The 21,779-nt window shown below is 59.5% G+C and carries 16 protein-coding genes; 8 read left to right on the top strand and 8 right to left on the bottom strand.

What is annotated here, in order from left to right:
• The first annotated feature begins 551 nt into the window (after window positions 1–551).
• The 5 genes from ABEB25_RS03520 to mdoH all read left to right on the top strand — a co-directional run bounded on the left by ABEB25_RS03520 (window position 552) and on the right by mdoH (window position 6,016).
• Window positions 552–1,346: an SDR family NAD(P)-dependent oxidoreductase gene (locus tag ABEB25_RS03520; RefSeq protein ID WP_345734994.1), complete on the top strand. Its 795-nt coding sequence runs from the start codon at window positions 552–554 to the stop codon at window positions 1,344–1,346.
• A gap of 21 nt (window positions 1,347–1,367) precedes the next feature.
• Window positions 1,368–2,204: a carboxylating nicotinate-nucleotide diphosphorylase gene (nadC, locus tag ABEB25_RS03515; protein WP_345734993.1), complete on the top strand. Its 837-nt coding sequence runs from the start codon at window positions 1,368–1,370 to the stop codon at window positions 2,202–2,204.
• Window positions 2,205–2,274: 70 nt separating this feature from the next.
• Entirely contained in the window at window positions 2,275–3,222 is a 948-nt protein-coding gene (locus ABEB25_RS03510) for a polymer-forming cytoskeletal protein (RefSeq protein WP_345734992.1), read from the top strand.
• 71 nt (window positions 3,223–3,293) lie between these two features.
• Window positions 3,294–3,872, top strand: coding sequence for a hypothetical protein (locus ABEB25_RS03505; RefSeq protein ID WP_345734991.1), 579 nt, complete (start codon window positions 3,294–3,296; stop codon window positions 3,870–3,872).
• 2 nt (window positions 3,873–3,874) lie between these two features.
• The gene (gene mdoH / locus ABEB25_RS03500) at window positions 3,875–6,016 is read left to right on the top strand and encodes a glucans biosynthesis glucosyltransferase MdoH (RefSeq protein WP_345734990.1); all 2,142 of its coding nucleotides are present in this window, start codon (window positions 3,875–3,877) and stop codon (window positions 6,014–6,016) included.
• A 74-nt stretch (window positions 6,017–6,090) separates the two neighbouring features.
• Here the strand turns inward: mdoH and ABEB25_RS03495 are convergent, their stop codons facing one another.
• The 4 genes from ABEB25_RS03495 to ABEB25_RS03480 all read right to left on the bottom strand — a co-directional run bounded on the left by ABEB25_RS03495 (window position 6,091) and on the right by ABEB25_RS03480 (window position 9,605).
• Window positions 6,091–6,609 carry a peroxiredoxin family protein gene (locus ABEB25_RS03495; RefSeq protein ID WP_345734989.1) on the bottom strand — a complete coding sequence of 173 codons (519 nt, stop codon included), beginning with the start codon at window positions 6,607–6,609 and terminating at the stop codon, window positions 6,091–6,093.
• A 57-nt stretch (window positions 6,610–6,666) separates the two neighbouring features.
• On the bottom strand, window positions 6,667–7,608 hold the full coding sequence (locus ABEB25_RS03490; protein WP_345734988.1) for an ArsR/SmtB family transcription factor: 942 nt from the start codon (window positions 7,606–7,608) through the stop codon (window positions 6,667–6,669).
• Window positions 7,609–7,686: 78 nt separating this feature from the next.
• Window positions 7,687–8,715: a serine hydrolase domain-containing protein gene (locus tag ABEB25_RS03485; protein ID WP_345734987.1), complete on the bottom strand. Its 1,029-nt coding sequence runs from the start codon at window positions 8,713–8,715 to the stop codon at window positions 7,687–7,689.
• Window positions 8,712–9,605, bottom strand: coding sequence for an SDR family oxidoreductase (locus ABEB25_RS03480; RefSeq protein ID WP_345734986.1), 894 nt, complete (start codon window positions 9,603–9,605; stop codon window positions 8,712–8,714). Before ABEB25_RS03480 ends, ABEB25_RS03485 begins: the two co-directional genes overlap by 4 nt.
• 74 nt (window positions 9,606–9,679) lie before the next feature.
• On the opposite strand from ABEB25_RS03480, the gene ABEB25_RS03475 reads away from it, so the two are divergent.
• Together ABEB25_RS03475 and ABEB25_RS03470 are read left to right on the top strand one after the other, a co-directional pair.
• Window positions 9,680–10,933: an NAD(P)/FAD-dependent oxidoreductase gene (locus tag ABEB25_RS03475; protein ID WP_345734985.1), complete on the top strand. Its 1,254-nt coding sequence runs from the start codon at window positions 9,680–9,682 to the stop codon at window positions 10,931–10,933.
• Between the two features lie 171 nt (window positions 10,934–11,104).
• Entirely contained in the window at window positions 11,105–12,265 is a 1,161-nt protein-coding gene (locus ABEB25_RS03470; RefSeq protein WP_345734984.1) for a diflavin oxidoreductase, read from the top strand.
• 85 nt (window positions 12,266–12,350) lie between these two features.
• Here the strand turns inward: ABEB25_RS03470 and ABEB25_RS03465 are convergent, their stop codons facing one another.
• Window positions 12,351–13,694 (bottom strand): sulfatase family protein, encoded by a 1,344-nt coding sequence (locus tag ABEB25_RS03465; protein ID WP_345734983.1) that lies wholly within the window; start codon window positions 13,692–13,694, stop codon window positions 12,351–12,353.
• 81 nt (window positions 13,695–13,775) lie between these two features.
• Window positions 13,776–14,723 carry an MJ1477/TM1410 family putative glycoside hydrolase gene (locus tag ABEB25_RS03460; protein WP_345734982.1) on the bottom strand — a complete coding sequence of 316 codons (948 nt, stop codon included), beginning with the start codon at window positions 14,721–14,723 and terminating at the stop codon, window positions 13,776–13,778.
• Window positions 14,724–14,853: 130 nt separating this feature from the next.
• Here ABEB25_RS03460 and metK point away from each other — a divergent pair, with 130 nt between their 5' ends.
• Window positions 14,854–16,074 carry a methionine adenosyltransferase gene (gene metK / locus ABEB25_RS03455; RefSeq protein WP_345734981.1) on the top strand — a complete coding sequence of 407 codons (1,221 nt, stop codon included), beginning with the start codon at window positions 14,854–14,856 and terminating at the stop codon, window positions 16,072–16,074.
• 103 nt (window positions 16,075–16,177) lie between these two features.
• On the opposite strand, the gene ABEB25_RS03450 is transcribed toward metK, so the two are convergent.
• Both ABEB25_RS03450 and ABEB25_RS03445 read right to left on the bottom strand, forming a co-directional pair.
• Window positions 16,178–18,298: a COG1470 family protein gene (locus tag ABEB25_RS03450; protein WP_345734980.1), complete on the bottom strand. Its 2,121-nt coding sequence runs from the start codon at window positions 18,296–18,298 to the stop codon at window positions 16,178–16,180.
• Window positions 18,295–21,276 carry a Calx-beta domain-containing protein gene (locus tag ABEB25_RS03445; protein WP_345734979.1) on the bottom strand — a complete coding sequence of 994 codons (2,982 nt, stop codon included), beginning with the start codon at window positions 21,274–21,276 and terminating at the stop codon, window positions 18,295–18,297. Before ABEB25_RS03445 ends, ABEB25_RS03450 begins: the two co-directional genes overlap by 4 nt.
• Between the last annotated feature and the right edge of the window lie 503 nt (window positions 21,277–21,779).

Here is a 21,779-nt window from a genome sequence, read left to right as displayed (position 1 = left end):
CAACTCAGTGAGCAACTTCGTTACTCGCTTCGCTTTCGTCAGCCGCTCCTGTTTCGGTGGCGGATTTGCAGTATGGCGAGTTCCCCCTTCCCCGCAACTCCTTTTTACTCTTTTTTAACGTTTTTTTGACGATTTGAGTGTTTTCAGGCATCCAAAATGGCGGCTTTTAACGACTACCTTTTTGTTATTCCGAGCGGGCTAACTTTGAGTGTGATTACCGCTACGAAGGAGAGGATGATTTTGCAGCTCCCGAAGGCGCTGCGAAAATCGTTTTCACACCTGAAGACGTGTGTTTTTCTCGATTTGGGGTGTTTTTCTTCGCTTGGGCATCTCAAATGAGGGTTTTGCCCCCTCTCTGGAAGTGAATGAGCCCCTAATTTCGAGTCCTTGGATTCTGTTTTCGGGTCCGAAGAGGCTCATTTTGTTTCAAAAAGGTCAGTTTGGGCTTCTGAAAGGGGCCGATTCTCTGTTTAAAGGGGCTGCGTTGACGGTGTGAGGCGGTTGACTTCCCTGCCCTTCTCCCCGATTTCCCTTTTCTTCCTTCTATCTATATGAGCCAACCCGCTACTTTTGACCTCACCGGCCGCACGGCCTTCGTTTCTGGAACTTCCCGCGGCCTGGGCGAGCGCTTTGCGCTGACGCTGGCCAAGGCCGGCGCTGACCTCATCATTTCCAGTCGCACCCTGTCCTCTCTTAAAGAGATGGAAAAGCAGATCACGGATCTGGGCCGCAAATGCCTGCCTCTGGAATTGGATGTGCGGTCGATGGACAGCATCACGGCGGCTGTGGCGACGGCCAAGGCCCAGGTGGAGAAGATCGACATCTTGGTGAACAACGCCGGGTGCAATGTGCGCAAGCCTGCGACCGAGATCACCTGGGATGACTGGAACCTGGTTGTAGACACGAATCTGCGTGGCACCTTTTTCGTGGCCCAGCAGGTGGCGAAGGAGTTCATGATCCCAGCGGGATATGGGCGCATCATTAACATTGGCTCCGTCACCTGTGTGGCTGGCTATGCGGGCCTGGCGCCTTATGGGGCGAGCCGTGGCGGGGTGAAGCAGATGACCATGAGTCTGGCGCATGACTGGGGCAAAGACGGGATCACGGTGAATGTGCTGGCTCCAGGTTGGTTCAAGACTTCGCAGAACCGGGTGATGTATGAAGATGCAGGCTGGGTGGAATACCTGACGGAGCGAATCCCCCTGGGCCGCCCGGGTGCCATGGATGATCTGGAAGGGCCGCTGCTTTTCCTCGCGGCGGAAGAAAGCCGCTACGTCACCGGGCAACTCCTGTTGGTGGATGGCGGGATCTCAGTGGGAGCCACCCGTGCGCTGCCGAAGAAGTAACCCTCTTATATAGACACCTCCATGGAAGCCAGCACAGAACAGCTCATCCGCGCCGCCATTGCCGAAGATGTGGGCAGCGGAGATCTCACGGCCACTTACTTCGTACCAGCCGAATCCACGGCCCGGGCACGGATCGCGGCGCGTGAACCCGGGGTGGTGGCAGGCATGGAGGTGGCCTTGAGGGTGTTTCAGGAAATTGACCCGCGCATTCTTGTCACGCCCTTGATGCAAGATGGTGCAGCCTTTTTCCCTGGCGATGTGCTGCTGGAGATCAGCGGCCCCACACGCGGAATCCTCACGGCGGAGCGCACGGCGCTGAATTTCCTACAGCGCCTTTCAGGGGTGGCCACGCAGGCGCGCCGCTATGTGGAGGCGGTGAAACCGCATGCGGTGCAGATTTGGGACACCCGCAAGACCACGCCGGGCTGGCGGCTGCTGGAAAAGGCGGCCGTAAAAGCGGGAGGCGGAACCAACCATCGCATGGGGCTCTATGATCATGTGATGGTGAAGGATAATCATCTGGCGGCACACGGCACGCTGGCTGAACTGCAATCCGCGATCGACCGGGTGCGTGCGGAACGCCCAGGCACACGGATTCAACTGGAAGCGGACAACCTGGAGCAGGTGGCCGGATTTCTGACCCTACGCGGTGTGGACATGCTGCTGCTGGATAACATGGGGGCGGAGCGGCTGCGGGAGGCGGTGGCTCTGAATGCCGGACGGTTGTGGCTGGAAGCCAGCGGGGGAATCACGCTGGAGACGATCCGCGACATCGCGGCCACCGGAGTGAATGCCATTTCTGTCGGGGCGCTCACCCACTCGGCACGGGCTCTGGACCTGGGGCTGGATTTCATGTGAAGGGGAAGGTTCCTTTAAATAAGCGTTTTCTGCGGGAGGGAACTCCGCGTAGCATGTGGCACCGCCCTCCATGTCCAACCCTTTTGCCATGCTGAGTCAAGCCGGCCTCTCCATGACGGAGAAGGCGGATGTGCTGAGACCGGGAGAGTGGAGCGTGGAGCTGATCGCAAGCCTGGACTGGCTGCGGCTGGCGGAGGTGGTGCGTGGCATCGCCGCCCATGCGGGGTGTGAGCTGGCGGGCTCTCGAGTGCTGCCGGATGGATCCCTGGTCTTTGGCATGATCGAACAGCCCACCACCATCTACCCCCAGCGGGCGCTGGTGAAGATCTCTGCCTGGAATGAATGGGGAGCGACGCCGGAGAGCGTGACACGCTTTGCCCAGGAGGTGACCACGGCCAAAAACACTCGAGGCATCCTGGTGGCGCCGGCGGGCTTCAGTCATTCGGCCACATTGGCGGCGCAGGAGCATCGTATCGAGGCGGTGGATGCCGCCGTGCTCTGCACCGTTTTGCAAGCGCTGCCACCTGAACGCAGCGATCTCTTTTTCACCATCGCCACGGCAGGGACCTATGCTCATCCCACCTGCCCTGTGTGCCTGGCAAAGCTGGAGCGGGTGGACCCGGACGAATATGAAAGCCCGCCCGGGATCCAGATCATCACCACACGCGGCCTGTGTGCGGAGCATGTGGCCTGCGACTTGCTAGACATTGCCTCCGGTGCAGAAGTTGATTTTCTTTATCCGGTGATCAGCCGCGCGATGCGAGTGTGGGGCCATGCCAAAGGAGACTTTTCCTGCGAGGGGACGATCACCATCCAGGCAGGAGGCACGCTGGACGGGCGCATCGCCGCGCGATCCGTGAACGTGCAGGAAGGCGGGGAGCTGCGTGGGCAGTTCCGCATTTTGGAAGGGACTCGGCTGGAGCCATTTGTCACGCGGCCGGACCGCTGGCACTGGGGTTGCCGAAATCCGCTGGGCAAACCTGCCTGCCGCGAGGTGAAGTTCTCTCCACACGGATGAAGAGACTTTGAAAACCGCTTCCCTCATGGACAAATCTGCGCATCTTGCGCGCGGCTCGCCAGTGAGCGCCCATGGAAGCTGTCAATATTCAATTCGCACCCGCAACGGGGTCGGAAGTCGAGTGGAACGAGGCTTATGCCCGTCTCGCCGACTATTTCCGTTCCTACCAACTGCACAACCGTATCCGCCGCACTCAGCTCATTCTTGAGACTCTGCGGCGTGCGGCAGATGCCCACAAGAAAGATCCCAAACGCACGCCCACGGCGCACAGCATCGAACAGGCGCGGGTGATGATGCACGAGTGGCTGGCGGCGATCTACAGCGACATGAACCTGAACGCCTCCCAGCTAGAAGCGGCGGGCAGGCTGGGCTTTCACCTCAGCGGCGGGCCTGCGCGCTGGCCTAACTTCTTCCTCGACAAGGAAAATCTGCCCAAGGACATGACCGAGGCGATGCGCGCCGCCGTGCGCACTTCCGGCCCTGGCATGCAGGTCAGCAAAATGACCCCGCGTGACATGGACCTGGGCATTGTTTCCGAAGTGGCCGAAGACACCTTCGACCGCCTGGGCCGCCACCCCCTTCTCCGTTATTCCATTCTGGTCAGCATCGTGGGCGGTGTGCTGGGTTATCTTTACTTTCTTCTCGGATGAGCATGATCGGGGCCAGCACGGCCAATCTCAATCTCACGGCCGGCATGCCGCCGCCACGCATCGCCCGTACACGGCGCGCCACCTTCTTTTCATTCGTCGGCCTGGGCACCATCGTGGGTGTGTGGCTGATGTATGTTTACCTTTCGGAGCACGGCATGCGCTGGTCCGAATGGGGACTGCTGGCGGTGTTTGTGCCGCTGTATTACCAGCTCAATGTCGGCTTCTGGACGGCTCTGTTCGGGGTGTGGCTGATGAACCGGCCCAAGCCGGATCCCCTGGACCTTTGGCGCACGCTGAAGCCTGAGGACATGGAGGAAGACATCACCGCCAGCACCGCCATCATCATGCCCGTCTTCAATGAAGATGTGACGCGTGTGTTTGAAGGGCTGCGGGCCATTTACCTTTCCCTGGAGCAGACGGGCCAGTCGAAGAACTATGACTTTTTCATCCTCAGCGACTCGAACCAGACGAGCCAGTGGATCGAAGAGGAAACCGCCTGGCTGGAACTGTGCCGCCAGCTGAACGCCTTTGGACGCATCTTCTACCGCAAGCGCCGCAAGCCGATCAACCGCAAGAGCGGCAACGTGAGTGACTTCTGCCGCCGCTGGGGCAAGCGCTACCGCTACATGCTGGTGCTGGATGCGGACAGCCTGATGTCCGGCGGCCTGCTGACCAGCATGGTGCGCATCATGGAGAAGAATCCTGGCATCGGCATCCTGCAGACTTTCCCGAAACAGATTGGGGCGGAAACCTTGCTGGGCCGCGTGATGCAGTTTTCTCAGGCCCTGTACGGACCACCATTCATGGCAGGGCTGGACTACTGGCAGTGCGGTGAGGCCAACTTCTGGGGGCACAATGCCATCATTCGTCTGGAGCCCTTCATCAAAAACTGTGCGCTCCCTGCCCTCCCCGGCAAGGAACCCTTCGGTGGCCACATCCTGAGCCATGACTTTGTGGAGGCCGCCCTCATGCGCAAGGCGGGCTACGCAGTGCGCCTGCTGAACACCAACCGCGGCAGCTATGAGGAAGGCCCGCCGACGCTGGTGGACATGCTGAAGCGCGACCGCCGCTGGTGCCAGGGGAACATGCAGCATTTCTGGCTGCTGTTTGCCAAAGGCTGGCATCCGATGAGCCGGCTGAATTTCCTCCACGGCATCCTCAGCTACGCCAGCAGCCTACTGTGGTTCTTCTTCTTGATCTTCTCCACGTTCCTGGCTGCGACACGCCTGCCGCATAACAATCCGCAGTCGATCCTGGCTGAGCAAATCCTGTTAGGAGTGACCATCATGCTCATCTTCCTGCCCAAGGTCACCATCCTGCTGGATGAGGTGATCACAGGCCGCCTGTTCAAGCCCCTGAAGCGGCGGCTGATGACCTTCGTTAGCAGCATGGCCGATACGGTGGTCTTCACGCTGATGGCACCGGTGCTGATGATCTTCCACTCGCAGTTCGTGGTGTACACGGTCCTGGGCAAAGGTGTGCGCTGGGTCACCCAACGACGCAAAATCGATGGCGGTGTGGACTGGGCGGAGGTGTTTTTCACCTTCTGGCCGGTGACCGTCATCTCCGTGGTGTGGGGTGTGATCGGGTGGTTTGTCTCCCACAGCTTCTTCATCTGGATCAGCCCCATCTTGGGTGCCCTTTTTCTGGCCATCCCCGTGGCCTTGCTCGTCTCCGGCGGTAGTTCAGGCTTCCGCTTTGGGCTGTTCACGACGCCCGAAGAAACGGACCCGCCCACAGTGCTGGCCACGATGAATGAAAACCTTCTGGAGATCAAAGGCCGCATCCACCTGCCGCCGGAGCTTGAGAAGCACCATGGCCTGCTGCAGGTCTGTCTGGATCCCTATGTGAACGGCCTCCACGTGAGCCTGCTGCGCCGCCGCAAAAACATCCATGTCTCCCGTGCCTATCTGGACCAGCTAGCCTCCCGCCTCATCCACGAGGGCCCGCAATGCCTGAACCCTCAGGAGATCAAGGCGATGATCCACGATACGGAGACCGTCACCGATCTCCACTACCGCCTGTGGTCAGCACGTGATCACGAACTGGCTCCTTTCTGGGCCACCGCCATCCGCCAGTACAATCTGGCTGCCTCCAGCCCCTTCACCCACACGCTGGCACAGCGCGGAACATTGGCGGCCTAACATCTGAGTTTGTCAAAGATGTGGCACCAGCCCCTAATAGGGGCTGGATATATACAGAGCTCTTTGCGAGGCGTCTAAGGTTTGGAGAGCTCAGCCACCTTCTCGGCCAGCTTTTCAAACGAGAGGCGGTCGGCATTGTTTTTGCCCACATAACGGAAAACTTCCCGGCCATCAGGCCCGATCAAAACCGTGACTGGATAGTGGACCACTTGACCGTGGAAGGCGTAACCGTCTGGGATGTCGAAAGCCTTGGCCAGCTTGGCATTTGGATCGCGATAGATCGGGGTCTTCTCCAGTTCCACCTTGTCCAGCTTTCCCACCCAGGACTCAATTTCCTTGTCTGTATCCGGCTTGAGGAAGATCTGTACCACATTCGGCAAAGAGGCCCCTTTGACCATGTGATCGCGCGTGTGGCGCAGGCAGACCGGGCATTCCGTCTTCAGCAGAAAGTGAAGTGCGACAAACTTGCCCTTGGCTTCCTTGAGCGAAAAGGAACCAGTTCCAGTCGCCGATTTGACGGTGAAATCTTCAGGGGTAGCCGCATTCGAAACGGCAGCGACGAGCAATAGCAGGGAGGAGAGGATGGCTTTCATGGCAGGGTGTCTGGTCTCTTTGAGAGAAAGGCCCTGCCATTTATTCCCATCCATTCGTCATCCTTTGTTAGCCATAGCTAGAACGGTCTGGAAATGCGGGCTCTGGCTTTCGCGGTGGACCACACTTGTCTCCGCTTCGCGAAAGCCTGCCTTGGCCAGCATTTCGTGAAGTTCAGCCTCAGAAAAGCCCAGCCAGACATCAGCATAGAGCTCCCGCGCTTTTTCAAACTGATGCTTGAGCAGGTCCAGGATCACAATGCGCCCACCCGGCTTCAGAATGGCATAGGCGGCCCGGATGGCGCGCTCCGGATTCAGCGCGTGGTGGAGAGCTTGGCTGAGAAAGACCAAATCCACGCTGCCAGGCTCGATGGGCGGCTCTTCGATGTCCCCCAGCCGGTATTCCAGATTGGCAAAGCCGTGTTTGCTGGCGAGGTCAGCCCCATAGGCCACCATCTTTTCGCTGTTGTCCACCGCGATGACTTTCTGCGCCCGCTGCGCCAGCAACTGGGACAGCGTGCCCTCCCCTGCCCCGAGGTCGGCAATGACCAGTGGAGGCAGAAGTTTTAAAAGGGTCTCTCCCAGCCCTTTCCAGGAACGGCCAGGGATGTAGTGGCGGCCAAATTTGCCCGCCAGGGTATCGAAGTAAGCCTGGGCGGAGCGCATGCGTTTCCGCAACACCACCTTCAGAGCAGCATCGTCTTTTTTGGCTTCTTTGAGTTCCGCGCCGGCTGCCTCCATGAGGGCGATAAAGTGCTCGTGGGCGGCCTTGTCTTTGCTGCTGGGTTCATCGAGCTGATAGAGCCGGTTCTTGCCACTGCGCCGGTCCGTGACCAGTCCCGCCGACTTCAGCTTGGCCAACTGGGCAGAAATATTGGACTGCGGCAGTGCCAGCACCTCCTGCAGTTCCGCCACGCTCAGTTCCTCCTGCTTCAGCAACAGCAGAATGCGCACGCGAGTCGGGTCGGCGATGAGGCTGAGCGATTTGAGGATCGAAGGCATGAAACCAATGTATCAACATATGATCATCTATCAATAGTTGAATAAAATCACTGGGGACGAGCCTGACACCAACCTCCCTCACCCCAGCAGCGTCCGCAAAAAATCACCGTCTGAATAGCGGGCGTTCAGTCCTTGGCGGACGATAACAAGGGCCATGGAGGGGATGGCATACATGCGCTGGTAGCCGCTGCCAATGCAGGCGATGAGATCCTTGGGCACCCCTTTGGCGATGCAGACCCGCGACCAGTTTTGACGGTCCCAGTCCACTTCCAGCATGTCTTCGATGTCAATTTCCCGTGCCCCCATCTTGTCGGCAGCACGATTGTTCCAGAAACCAAAGCTGTAGGCGGCATTGGAGGAGGAGCCCTCCAGCAAGGGGCCCATGGAGGAGGCTTTGAGAACCGGCTTGCCCTGGGCCAAAAGCAGATCGCCCATGCGTGCCCACTGGGAAGGGGTCATCAGAAAGCCCGCCGCCAGCAGCGGGTTGCCCTTGGCATCGGCGAGGTATCGCTGAGACCCAAGGCCCAGTGGACGCAAGACACGGCGCTCCAGGTAACGGGTGGGTGATTCTGACAAGAACCGTCCCTTGAGCTTCTGTTTCAGCACTTCATGAAAGACCTGCAAGGCACTGGGCCCATAGATGAAACTTTTCCCGGGGGTGCCCACGAGCGGGCGATCCAGGGCCATTTGATTGCGGTTGGACAAACCGTCCTGATGCAGTTTCAGGCAGCGTTCCAACCCGCAGTTGAAGTCCAGCAACTGCTCGATGGTGATGTTCTCTTTTCCACCTCTCTGCCAGGATGGAAGAGTGGCGGAGACTTTTTCATTCAGCGCCAGATGGCCATCCTCCACCGCCGCCATGGCCGCCAGTCCCCAAAAGCCTTTCGTGCCGCTGTAGATGCGCCGGGCTTCGCCCTTTTTTGCACCGTTGGCATAACTTTCGTGGATGACCTTGCCGTGCTGTTTGATGAGCAGTGCATAACCCTTCCTCGCGGCCACGTATTTGGCAGCGCCGGCCACGTTCAGCGAGGTCTCCGCCGCCCCGGCCAGGGGCGCGACGGCGAGGCCTGACAGCAAGTGCAAAAAGTGACGTCGCGGGTAGTTCATAGGCGCGGAGGAACGGTCATAGATACGATATGCTCCTCCAGGGCAGACTGCCAGCTTCGCGGTGTTTCGCCCAGGATAAAACTCAGCCGCGCATTGTTCATCACCGTGAAGGGCGGGCGGGCGGCCTTGAACTGGGGGAAGTCGCGCAAACGCAGCCCGTGAGTGAAGTGTGGCCGATTCAGCAGTCCATGGCGGTGCGCCAGATCCAGCGAGACCTGGGCATAGTCACGCCAGGTAGCCACCCCGGTATTGCACAAGTGCAGCAGACCGGTGACGGACGACAGATCTGTAAACAGCCGCTCCAGCCAGCAGGCGATGTCCACCGTACTGGTGGGCACACTCCATTTGTCCTCGATGAATCCCAGCAGATGGCCTTCCCGTGCCCGCTGCAGGGCTGTTTCTGGAACGCCGCCACCACGCGGGCCAAACAGCCAGGAAACCCGTGCCACCAGGGCATCGGCATTTGCCGCCAGCACGGCAACTTCACCAGCCCGTTTGGAGCGCCCATAGGCATTCACGGGCTCAGCCACGGATTCCTCCGTGAGGAAAACACAGCCTTTCCCCTCAAAAACATAATCGGTGCTGAGGTGGATGAAGCGCAGCCAGCGATTGGCACACACTTTAGCGACGATGGCGGCGGATTCCGCATTCACCCGCATCGCCAGCCCAGGATCCCCTTCACACAGGTCCGGGCTGGTGAGGGCCGCAGCATTGATGGCGAGATCAAAGTCCATGTGTTCCAGTTCCTGCGCCACGGTTTCCGGTCGGCTGAGATCCAGTGTTTCCCGGCCTGGGGCAAGGATCTCATAACGCGGGGCATAGTGCGCGGCCAGAGTCGCCCCCAGGCGACCGGTGGCACCGAGGATGAGCAGTCGTGGACGGTCATTCATGGGAGGAACATCACAGACGCCACCTGTGCAGCTTGCAATCAGAATTCCGTCCTTCATGTTGGAGCTTATTCACAATGACCCCGTCAACGCCTAGCATCGCCATCATCGGAGCCGGACTTTCCGGCCTGGCCTGTGCACGTGCGTTGACTCAGGCCGGGCAGCGTTTCACGATTTATGAAGCCGCCGATGCCGTGGGTGGCCGTGTGCGCTCAGACGTGGTGGATGGGTTTACCCTGGACCGCGGCTTTCAGGTTTTGCTGCCCTCCTACCCGGAAGCACGCCGCGTCCTCGACTATGACGGGCTGAAACTGCGCCCCTTTTACCGTGGGGCCGATGTTTTTTACAAAGGCAGCTTTCATCGTCTTTCGGATCCCTTTACCCATCCCCAGGATGCGCTGAAAAATGCACGGGATCCGTTCGTGTCCTGGATGGACAAATGGTACACCATTGTTCTGCGCAAAGAGGTGCTCACCACCCGTAAGATCGAGCGCCGCATCCCCGAGATCGAGACGGAGGATTACCTGCGGGATTTCGGTTTTAGCGAGGAATTCATTGACCGCTTTTTTCGTGCCTTTTTCGGAGGCGTATTTTTGGAAAAGGACCTGCGGACTTCCGCGCGCATGTTCCTGTTTCTCTACTCCATGTTCAGCACCGGAGGGGCCACCATCCCGGCGCACGGCATGCAGGCTATCCCAGATCAGCTCGCCATCTCCCTCCCCCCCGGCAGCCTGCGGCTGAATTGCCCTGTCGCCTCCGTACGCGCGGGTGAAATCACACTCGCAAGTGGAGAGATCATCCACGCAGATCACATCATCGTCGCCGTCAGCGAAGAAGTCGCCGCGCGGCTGATTCCTGAGGCCACCGGAGAAAAACTGCTACCAGGCCGCAGCACCACCTGTCTTTATTTCACGACGGACCAACCCGTGCCAGAAACGCCTACCATCTACCTGGATGGCGATGGCCGCGGCCCTGTGAACAGCGCCTGCGTGCTGTCCAAGATCGCCCCCCTTTACGCCCCCGCCGGCCAGCACCTCATTTCCGCCAGCATCATTGGCTCCCCCTCCAGCGGCGAGCTGGAAGATGTGGTGAGGGACCAAATGGCCGCCTGGTTTGGCGAATCAGCCTACCTCTGGAACCTCCTGCGCAGCTACCAAGTGCGCCACGCCTTGCCTGAGGGACGCCAACTCCGCCTGGGCGAGGGCCCCCTGTCAGCCGTTCTGGCTCCCGGACTGTATCGCTGCGGCGACTGGTGCGAGGATGCCTCCATCAATGGGGCCCTCATTAGCGGCCGCCGTGCCGCCGAGGCCGTCCTGGGTGCCATCGGCTGATTTTTTTGACGAATGGCCGGACCGTCTGCAGATCGCAAACAGCCGCTATTTCTTGACAAAATAGGGACAACATCTCCCCGCCTCCGGCACACACCCTGCTAAGGGCGAATTGACAACCATTCTCAGCGGTCTAGTCTCCGCGCCCTTTTTCATCCCAAAACCTGACCATCAATGAGCACCCCCGCGCCCGGCAAACCCGTCTATAACGTCAAGAACCCCTTCATCGCCAAGGTGAAGAAGGCCTATGACCTGTCTGGCCCAGGCGCACCGAAAAACACCCGCCATTACGAGATTGATCTGGCAGGCAGCGGCCTGGAATACACCCCGGGCGACTCCCTGGCCGTGCAGCCGCAGAATGATCCCGCCCTGGTGGATGACATGCTGAAGGTGCTGGGCTTTTCCGGCGAAGAGATCGTCACCCATCCGAAAACCGCCGCCCAGGTGCCGATCCGCCAGGCCCTCATCGAAGGCAGCCTCATCACCGAGGTGGATAACAAGCTCATCAAGGCCATCATCGAGAAGACCAACGGCCAGACCCTGCTGGCGGACATGGCGACTCCTGAGACAAAGCAGGCCCTCAAAGACTACCTGTGGGGCCGTTTTGTCATTGATCTCCTCATCGAAAACCCGGACGCCAAGTTTGAGCCCGCCGAGTTCATGGGCGTGCTGAAGAAGCTGAACATCCGTCTTTACTCGATCAGCAGCAGCCAGAAGGCGCACCCTGAAGAAGTGCACCTCACCGTCGCCACGGTGAAATACAGCAGCCACGGCCGCGAGCGCGGCGGTGTGGCCTCCACCTTCCTGGCCGAGCGCATCACCCCAGAGACCACCATTCCTGTGTTTGTGAACCATGGGAAAGGCTTCCGCCTGCCAGAGCCCGAGGAGGAGACGCCAATCATCATGGTCGGCCCAGGTACTGGTATCGCCCCTTTCCGCGCCTTTGTGGAGGAGCGCAAAGCCACCGCCGCGAAAGGCAAAGCCTGGCTGTTCTTTGGCGAAGTTAACAGCGCCACCTGCTTCTTCTACAAGGACGAGTTCGACGCGTACCTGGCCGATGGCACGCTGACCAAGCTCACCACGGCCTGGAGCCGCGACCAAGCCGAGAAAATCTACGTGCAGCACAAGATGCTGGAAAACAGCGCCGAGATCTTTGCTTGGCTTGAGCAGGGTGCCATCGTCTATGTCTGCGGCGACGCCGCCCGCATGGCGGTGGATGTGGACAAGGCCCTGCACACCATCATCGAAAAAGAAGGTGGCAAGACCCCTGAAGAAGCTGTCGCCTACATGACCGCCTTCAAGGAAGCCAAGCGCTACCGCCGCGACGTGTATTGATTTGTTTCCCCGCCAGGGGTTGAACTTCAAGGGCCTCAACGGTTTTCGTTGAGGCCCTTTTTGTTAGGCGATTACGCGAAATGAATCACTCCACATCTGCCCGCCATTTCAGAGCCATCTGTTTCAGGCGTGCAGCCACTTCGGGCTCGCTCTCCGTGCGGTTCATTGTTTCATTGGGGTCGGAGTTAAGATCATAGAGCTCAGTCCCGCTGCCATCGGCATTGACCAGGAGTTTCCACCGGCCCTCCCGCACCGCGACATTGGGCGATTTGGCATCGGCTTCTTTCGGATAAGGAAAGGTGCGTATTCCCTGCCCCTTTAGCGCCGGTTTGCGTCCGTATTCCCAGAACAGAGGATGGCTACGTTCGCGGGGCACGCCTTTGAAGGCAGTGGTCATGTCCTCACCATCGGAGGCATAGTCCGCAGGCAGCGGGATGCCGGTCAGCGAAGCCAGCGTGGGGAACAAATCCACCGCGCCCACCAACGTCGTTTCATCCACTTGGCCAGAAGGGATCACGCCAGGCCACCGCGCAATCAAGGGAGTGCGGATGCCCCCCTCATAGAGGCTCCATTTCATCCCGCGAAGACCGCCAGTGCGGGCATGATCAAAGGAAGGCTCCGGCCCATTGTCTCCGGCCAAAAGAATCAGGGTGTCCTTCTCAATTCCAAGCTCGCGCAGCCCCTCCAGCAGCCGGCCAATCTGGCGATCAGTCTCGATGAGGACTGCCCGGAATTTCTCCAACTGATCGCGCTCATCGGTGCCATCCACCGGGCGAAAGGGCGTGTGCGTATCATCCAGCCAGAGATTGACCAGGCAGGGTTTGCCTGACTTGGCTTTCAGGAATGCCAGCGTCTCATCCACCATCCAGCGGGTGCGATCATGACGTGCCACCTGCTGAGGTTCACGCTCCATCGTCCAAGGCATCGTTTTCAAACCGAGGGCGGCGGCAGGTTCCGGGCTCTCATAAGTACCCAGTCCCATATCATAACCATAGGCGGCAAATTTGGGCGCATCCGTCACATCGCGCCCGCCCCCCAGGTGCCATTTGCCAATGTGGGCCGTAGCATAACCAGCTTTTCTAAAAAGCCGAGGCAGCGAGGGAGCCGCAGGATCCAGGTAATCCGCCTGCTCACAGAGGCGGTTTCCCTCCCGGGTCTGTAGGTAACTCGTGAGGTGCCAGCGCGCCGGATATTGCCCAGTGACGATGCCACAGCGCGAGGCCGAACAGATGGGTGAAGCGACATAAAACTGGCGAAACTGCATCCCCTCCCGGGCGAGGCGATCCAGATTCGGCGTGGCAATCTTGCCCCCGTAGCTCGCGGGATCTCCCCAGCCGAAATCATCCACCAAAACAAATACCACGTGCGGCGGTGCCGCCTGCGCCGTCAGAGCCAACAAAAAAAGGAATGAGAGAATGCTTCTGATCATGCCATCCAAACGTGATTTATCTGAACTAAAATTCCAGCCATTCACTCCTGAGGATATTCAAAGAACACCTTTCACCGACAGTCAGCGCGATTCACCCAATGTGGTCAGTTCACGGTCCGTCAACAGAAGGCTGAAACCCAGCTTGGCCGCCTGATCAAAGGCTGCGGCGTGAATGGAATCCGACTTTGGATAATCAATCAGCAGGATGGGTTTGCCCTCCGCCTTCAGTTTTTCGAGGAAGCCGATGACATGCCGCATCTCCGTTTCACGGCTCAATCTTTTTCCTTTTACCAACAGGTCCTCCACCCCGATACCGCTGATCATTTGCCGATATTTTTTGTCCTGCAGCAAGGCGGCGGCATTTTGAGGAATGACCCAAAAGCGGGGATTCTTCGCCCGAGCCCGTTTGGCGATCGTCTCCACCCACGCGATCATGTCCTGCCGATAAGGGCGACCTGTTTCCGAGTTCACCCGGTTGTCCTGCCAATCTTTGGAGACAGCATCGTATTCGTAAAACTCAAACGCATCCACGATGTCCAGGTAGATGCCGTCAAAGCCCTGCTGGACGACCTGATCCACGGCCGGAAGCATGATCTTCTGCCACTCGGACTGCCAGAACCGCACTCGATAATTGCCCTTCCAGTCTGGATTTTCCGTATTGAGAAATGCAGGCGCAGAGGCATCGGGCTTGCCGTCTTTGTCCGCATCCCAGTTTTTCTGCCAATACGGACGGTAGTCTTCCGCCTCGCCAATCGAGACGTACGCCAGCACACGTCGGCCTGCTTTGCCCTGGCGAATCTTGGCCAGTTCCTCCACCGTCCAGGGTCCCTTAGCAGCCGTGTTGTAGGCTGCATCCAGGACGATGACGTCGCGTCCACAGGAAGCGAGCCGTTCCACCACGGCCTCACGGCTGGCCGCTAGACTGTCCGCCTGCAAGACATAGGCCATGGATTCTGGCTTGAGAGCGACCGTCTCTGCCAATCCACACACACTGAAGCCCCACAAAATGGGTAAAAGGATCCTTTTCATGCGAATCATTCTGAAGAACTGCCACCGTGCAGACCAGCCTTAATTCCACATTGACGCCACCGCACACGGCGATACTCTGCACAGGACGCATCAACGCATCATCATTCGTCCATATAACCAACACAGCACCATGTCCCGCTCTTACATCTTCTCTTCTGAGTCCGTCGGCGAAGGCCATCCAGACAAAGTCTGCGACACCATCTCCGATGCCATCCTCGACGCCTGCCTTACCGTGGATCCGAAGAGCCGCGTCGCCTGCGAAACCTTCGCCAAGAGCAACATCGTGGTCGTCGGTGGTGAAATCACCATCCCCAAGCTCCAGGACAAAAAGAAAGGCACCACCAAGCCGATCGACGAAGTGATCAACGTCGGCAAAGTCATCCGTGACGCTGTCCGCGGCATTGGTTACACCAACAACGACGACGTCTTCCACGCCGACCAGATCTTCATCAACAACTACCTCACCATCCAGAGCCCCGACATCGCGCAGGGCGTGGACGAAAAGGCCGCTGAAGGCAAGAAGCACGCTGAACAGGGCGCTGGTGACCAGGGCATCATGTTCGGTTATGCCTGCGACGAAACCGAAGAGCTGATGCCTGCCCCGATCATGTATGCCCACCGCCTGGGCCGTGAGCTGACCAAGATCCGCAAGGCCGGCAAGGCCGCCAAGTGGCTGCGCCCGGACGCGAAGAGCCAGGTCTCCGTAGAATACGTGGACGGCCGCCCAACCCGCATCGTCAACGTCGTCATCTCCACCCAGCACGCCGCCAGCGTGGAGCACGCTGAGATCGAGAAGTTCTGCATCGAGCAGGTCATCAAGAAGGTCCTTCCAAAGGGCATGCTGACCAAGGACACCGAATACCTCATCAACCCAACCGGCAAGTTCGTCGTCGGTGGTCCTCAGGGCGACAGCGGCCTCACCGGCCGTAAGATCATCGTGGACACCTACGGCGGCATGGGCCGTCACGGTGGTGGTGCCTTCTCCGGCAAAGACCCGTCCAAAGTGGACCGCAGCGCTGCCTACATGGGCCGCTGGGTCGCGAAAAACGTCGTCGCCGCCGGCCTCGCTTCCAAGTGCGAAATCCAGTTTGCCTACGCCATCGGCCACCCGCTGCCAGTCAGCGTGCATATCGACAGCTTCGGTACCGGCACCATCAGCGATGACGCCATCCTGGATGCCGTCCTGAAGACCTTCTCCTTCAAGCCTGCCGACATCGTCAAGCAGCTCGACCTCCTCCGCCCAATCTATTCCAAGTCCACCAACTACGGTCACTTCGGCAAGATCGGCGATCCTGACCTCACCTGGGAAATCGCCAGCAAGGCCGAAGCCCTCAAGAAGGCTGCGAAATAACACTTCCAGTTAGGCGAATGCCTATCTTATCAGCCGCGTGGGGTCAGCCCTGCGCGGCTTTTTTGTGCCTGCATTTCCAGGTTACCCCCGCAGGGTCGTACGGTCAGTAGTTCACCGCGCTCACTGCATCCAGGTCAAAGCCGGAGCTGCCGCTGCCGTTGATGGAATTGTTTTCTTCCGTGTGGCGAACTAGCCTTCCGGCCGCATCGCGAATGGCGCGATCGCCGGTCGAGGTAAGCCGCATGAAACGAAACCACTGCAGGTCTGGCCGACCCAGGGCGCTCACGTCAAAGCTGTCGCCCCCGCTGCGGGACGGATTGGTGGGATCTTCCCCGGTGGAGGCATTCACGCCGGCAAATCCCTGGGCATAGTAGGCAGGCTGGGAAAGATCCGCCGTGCCATCCGCCGCTACATTGACCCGAAAGGGGAAGCGCTGCCACTGCCCTTCAAACAAAGCCACCTCGACGGTTGCCGGCTCCATGAAACGCTGGTTCGGATCCTTGTTCTTGAAGAACACATTTTCGAACACCGTGAAGTCAGGACCGGCGGACGACTCGACAATGTTGTCTGTAAATTCCAACACGATGCTGCCCCCTCCGGCGGAGCTGGCATGCAGGGACAACAATTGGTTAGGCAGATAGGCCGGAGTGAAGGTGCTGGACCCTTCGGGTGGGCCCGTGACATTGCCCGGCACGCTGCCAGAGCCAAAGCCACCCGCAGATAGCGGAGAAAAATGCTGCACCTTGTCTGCAAAGGGGTCACCGGACACGCCCGCCTGTCCACGCTGACGTGTCATGGGCAGGATCTGCGTAACTGCGGCCGCATACGGCAGCCAGCGACCGTCCGGTGTCAGTGCCGTGAGTTCGTAGGAATAGCCCATGCCAGTGATGAGCTGGCGGTCCACCACATTGGTCCCCTGCCCCCGATAGATCTCCACCCCGTTTCTCTTCAGGCTCACTCCGGCCACGGGTGTGCCCAGGGCGGCACTCATGGCCTCATATTGCCAGGCCAGGCCCGCCTTGTCCCGAGAAGGGATGACCAGCAGCCCCTTGCTAACCGTAATCTGGAATGTTTTTTGAAACGTCAGCCCCAGGGAGTCTTCCACCTGGATCTGGAATTCAAACCTTGCCTCTGCATCTGGGGCGAAGCCCGCCAGGGCACCCGCTTCTGTCAGCGACCAACCTGGGGGGATCTGGCCGCCTGTCAGGGTCCAGCGATAGGGGGCCGTACCGCCGGTTGCCTCGAACTGGCCGCTGTATTGTGCGGCCGGTGCCGCAGGTGGCAGCAGGGTCTCATTCACAATCTCCAGCCCGCCTTCCGCCACCACTCTGAAAGCACGCTCCACTTGCGTGAGAGAGTCGCTCACCGTGACCCGCAGCTCATGCTCCCCCGGTTCATCGAATCGCCCGGTGATCACTCCCGTATCCTGATGGCAGGTCCACCCAGACGGTGCCGCCGTCAGCATCCATGCATAGGGTTGCGCACCTCCGGTGGCGTTCAGCGTTGCCGTGTAAGCCTGACCCGGCTCTCCAGGGGGCAGTTCCACCGTCACAATGGAGAGGGGGTCTTCAGAGGCGATCACCAGCATTGTCGCAGCGGAAACCTGCATGCCCTCGGCATCGGTCACATACACATTCATGGGCACATTCAGCGGTTTTTCCGCCATGCCCGAAAACTCGCCCGTCAGGGCATCCAAGGAGAATCCGGGAGCGTCCTCCTCGGTCTGAACACTCCATACATACGGCGGCAGCCCGCCCACCACCGCAAACCGATGCGACAGCCACTCCTTCGCCCGCACAGGGGCTGGATGAGGGGCCACAATCATCAGCGGCACGCGGTTCAGCTTCACCTGACCAGATTCCGCCGCGCCTTCTCCCGAAATTTGGGACAGATCGAACACAGGAAACCACAGCCCGTGCGAGCGCACCTGGCGGTTCAGCCCGTGCCCGCCGCTGCCGCTAATTTCCGTGATGCCACGGGGCAGCAGGTCATCCAGAGCACGGTCATCCTTGCCGTGTAGAAAGCGGTCTAACAAACTTTTCAATCCAAGATCACCATCACCCGCTGCGGACTTGCCGCCCGAGCTACCTGATGAAGAAGGGGCCCCGCGATCCGTCGCAGAGCCCCCGTTGTCAAAGCCCAACCACGCCCCTCCCATCGCCAGGACCGCGAGCACTGCCAGGGCCAAGGCTTTGAGGGAAGAGCGTGGAGGACCGGAGGTCATGAGTCAGTCACGGCAGACAAGATCACAGCCCCCGAGCGGGTGACGCCCGGTGCAGCCGATGGCAGCAGGAAATGGCCGAAACCTTCGCAGTCAAAGGCATTGGCCGTAGCGGCATCCGGCACCAGCAATCCCTGCACCGGGATGACCTTGCGGGCAGCCCCTTCGCCCAGCGTGATGCTTCCGCTGAAGGCACCCGTCGCGTTGACGATCTTCAACTTCTGGGGTGCTGCCATCGTCGCGCTGGCGATGCTGACGATGCGCACGCCAAAGGTCTTCGGATTGGTATTGCCGCCCACGGCTTCGATGCCGCCGTCCTGCAATACCAGTTCCGCATTATTGGAGGCGGACTCCTGGGCATCCAGAGGCAGCGTAGCGCCGCCCGCCGGACGATATTTTCCGCCCAGGGCAACCAGAGTGATGGGAGATTCCCACCCGTCCTGATAGACGGGTCCTTTCGCCTGCTCAGGCTTGCTCCAGGTCAGCGTTCCTGTGATGGAATGGGCCAAATCATCGGCCAGATTTACCCGGCCAGCCAGACTGCCCACCGTGGTGTAAAGAGACTGATAAAGGACCACATCACCCTGGATGGAAAGAGGGCTGCTGCAGGTGAATTTGCTGCCATCTGCCAGCACGCCGGTGACCGTTGCCACGGCCTTTGGCGACAGTTTCAGGCAGCCATAACTGGCCCCCTGGGGCACGTTGGCAGCCGGAGATCCGGCCTGGGCTGCACGGAAGTTATAAATTCCCGTACGGGTCGTCGCGGGCTGTGCGCGCCAGCCTGCCAGGGTGGCCCCTTCAGGCAAGGTACCCGTGAAAGCCCCGGTCGTGGCATTGAGAGTAAAGCTCAACGGCTGGGTGGCGCTGCCCACCTTCAGATCGCTAAAACCGGTAGGGTTCACCGTTGCGGCATCCAGATTGCCTTTGATGGCATAGGTCTTTTTGCCGATCACCACTTTGCCAGTGTAGGTGGCCTTGGCCGTGGTGGTGACCGTGACGAAGCCGCCGAGACCTTCCGTTACGCTGCCAGAACGATTCACCAGGCCGCTGAAGGTGCCCACTGCGCCTGCGGGGAATTCTTCCACATTCATCAGCAGCACCACGGAGGTGCTTACACCGTAAGCATTCGTCGCCGTTAGGACCACTTGGTCATATTCACCTGAAGCTGTCGGCGTGCCGGTGATCGTGCCATTGGCATTGATCTTCAACCCTGGAGGTAGGCCCTTAGCGGACCATTTCACCGCCGTGCCGCCAAAGGTCAGAACGGACACATTCAACGCAGCACCCACACGCAGTGTACCAAACTCCTGGTTAGCCGCGATGCGTGCCTTGTTCTCATCATCCTGGATTGTCAGGGTAAACTGGCGGGTCGCAGGCAGGCCCAGTCCGATTTGATTGGCCGTCAAGGCACCAAAATTGACGATGACAGTTTCATCAGTCTCCAACGTCGTCGTATCATTCAGCACCTGGATGGCCAGGGTCTTGGTGAGATCACCCGGCTCGATCACCAGTTCGCTAACGGTCGTGAAGTCCGCACCGCTTGTAGCAGTGCCAGTAATCACCAGAGGCACTGTCACCGTCTGAGTCACCGTGGGAGAGACATTCACCGTCACATTCACCGTGCCATCGGCCTCATTGACAGTACGGGTAGCGGAGGCAAAACCGATGATCGGCAGCGGATCATTGTCCTGAATCGTGAGTGTGAACTTTTCCGAGTTCAGCGCACCGAGGCCCGCCAACGCCGTCGGGGTCGGTTCACCCAGAGTCACGGCCACCGTTTCGTTGCCTTCACCTTTGAGCGAATCGTTGACCACGGCGATGTCGAAGGTCTTGCTGGTCTCACCGGCGGCAAACACCAGCGAAGCCGGGGCCGTGGTGGTGTAGTCACTGGCCAGCGTCGCCGTTCCGGCCAGGGTGACTGGCACCGTGACTTCCGCAGAGGCGGCAGGCGTCAGCGTCACCGTCACGGTCGTCGTGCTCGCGTCCCCTTCAGAGACGGACTGGGAAGCCGTGGTGATCTGGGCCGCACGAACAATCAATTCCGAGGCTGGACGATAGCCCAGCACCAGGTCCGATGTGGTGGTGTAAAAGCTGTCGTTGGCCAGGAAGCTCACATACTCCGTGGCATCTTTGGAGAAGACTTTGACTGCATATGCCGCAGGGCCGCCAGCATTCGCCAGCGCCGGATGGTCTGGCGTGAACCGCCGATTCGCTCCGGTGGCAGGGTCATAGGCCTGGAGGTGATTGATCTGGTAGCCCGTGATCCACAGACGACCAGCAGAATCCGCTGCCAGACTACTCGAGGCATCGGCGGTGAAAACCGGTGTGGAAGCGGCCACAGTCAGAGGCGAAGCTTCATCCACCAGCACGGCGGCCACAGCGGCATCCACTTGAGCGGAGGTGAATTTGATGACCTTGTTGTTAACCGATTCGTCAAAGTCCGCGAGGCTAACGAACACATTTCCTTCCGCGTCGGTCGCCAAGCCGCCCGAAAAGGCGCTCAGAGCTGCCGTCAACGCCCGGACGGTCTGGCCATCCGTGGAAACAAACGTGAGGTTGCTGGAAAAGCCTGCATTGGCTCCGCCGATGAGCCAGCCTTCACGGCCAGAGGTGGGATGCTTCCAAAACACGGCATTGTAATTTTGCAGGGTTGCCAGGGCTGGCGTCACCAGCGGTGTGGCGGGGGAGGAAGGATCAAAAAGATACACGCCGGATGGGCCGGAAAATCCGCCACCGCCCACCAGGGCCTGCGTGCCGGAACGGCTGATCACGAAAGATGGATCCAGAAGGATGCTTGTTGGATTGGCCACCTGAGTGGCCGCAGCCGCCCCGAAGGTGTCCTGAACAAAGGCTTTGCCCTCAGTGCCAAACAAGAATCGTCCATCCGGCAGATGGGCGTGGCTAAAGGAAAAATTGGCGAGTTCGCCAACCTTGAGGCTGGTCCACTCCTGGGCAAAAGCTGCGGTGGACGCGAAGGCCATGGCCGACGCGCACAGGACCGCAGCCCGTTTCATAAGGCTGATGTGCATAGATAGGTGCTGTATGTCTCTGACGGGTTTATGCGAGAGACGGGCACCTGGCCGTGAGGCCAGCCGATCACATCTCTCACTCTTCATTGTGCGATGAAGTTTTCTCACCTCTCCGGGCGGGAAAGGCGGAAGTGAGCATTCGCAGCGAGATATTCGGACTCCGGGTTTGTGGTGGCCTGATGAAGGAAAAGACCGAATACGGACCTTTCTTCTCTCAGAACCACACGCCTTTCTCACTCGCCTTCACCGCAGGTTGCCCCGCGATTGACTTTGCCTGACCGTCATCACTGACGGCCACGTTGTGAAATTGTGACCCGATACCGCAGCGCAACTGTGACCGAATCTAACGGTCTTCCCTGCATCTGTGAATGGCTGCCAGAATCACTCATGCATGATTCCGGTCTTGATAAAGAAAACGCGCCCGCACTGCTGCACAGGCCCGCCATGAAATGCAG

This window comes from Prosthecobacter algae (genome assembly GCF_039542385.1).
Lineage (GTDB): Bacteria > Verrucomicrobiota > Verrucomicrobiia > Verrucomicrobiales > Verrucomicrobiaceae > Prosthecobacter > Prosthecobacter algae.
Note: the sequence above shows the minus strand (reverse complement) of the source record. Positions and strands in the feature narration are given on the sequence as shown.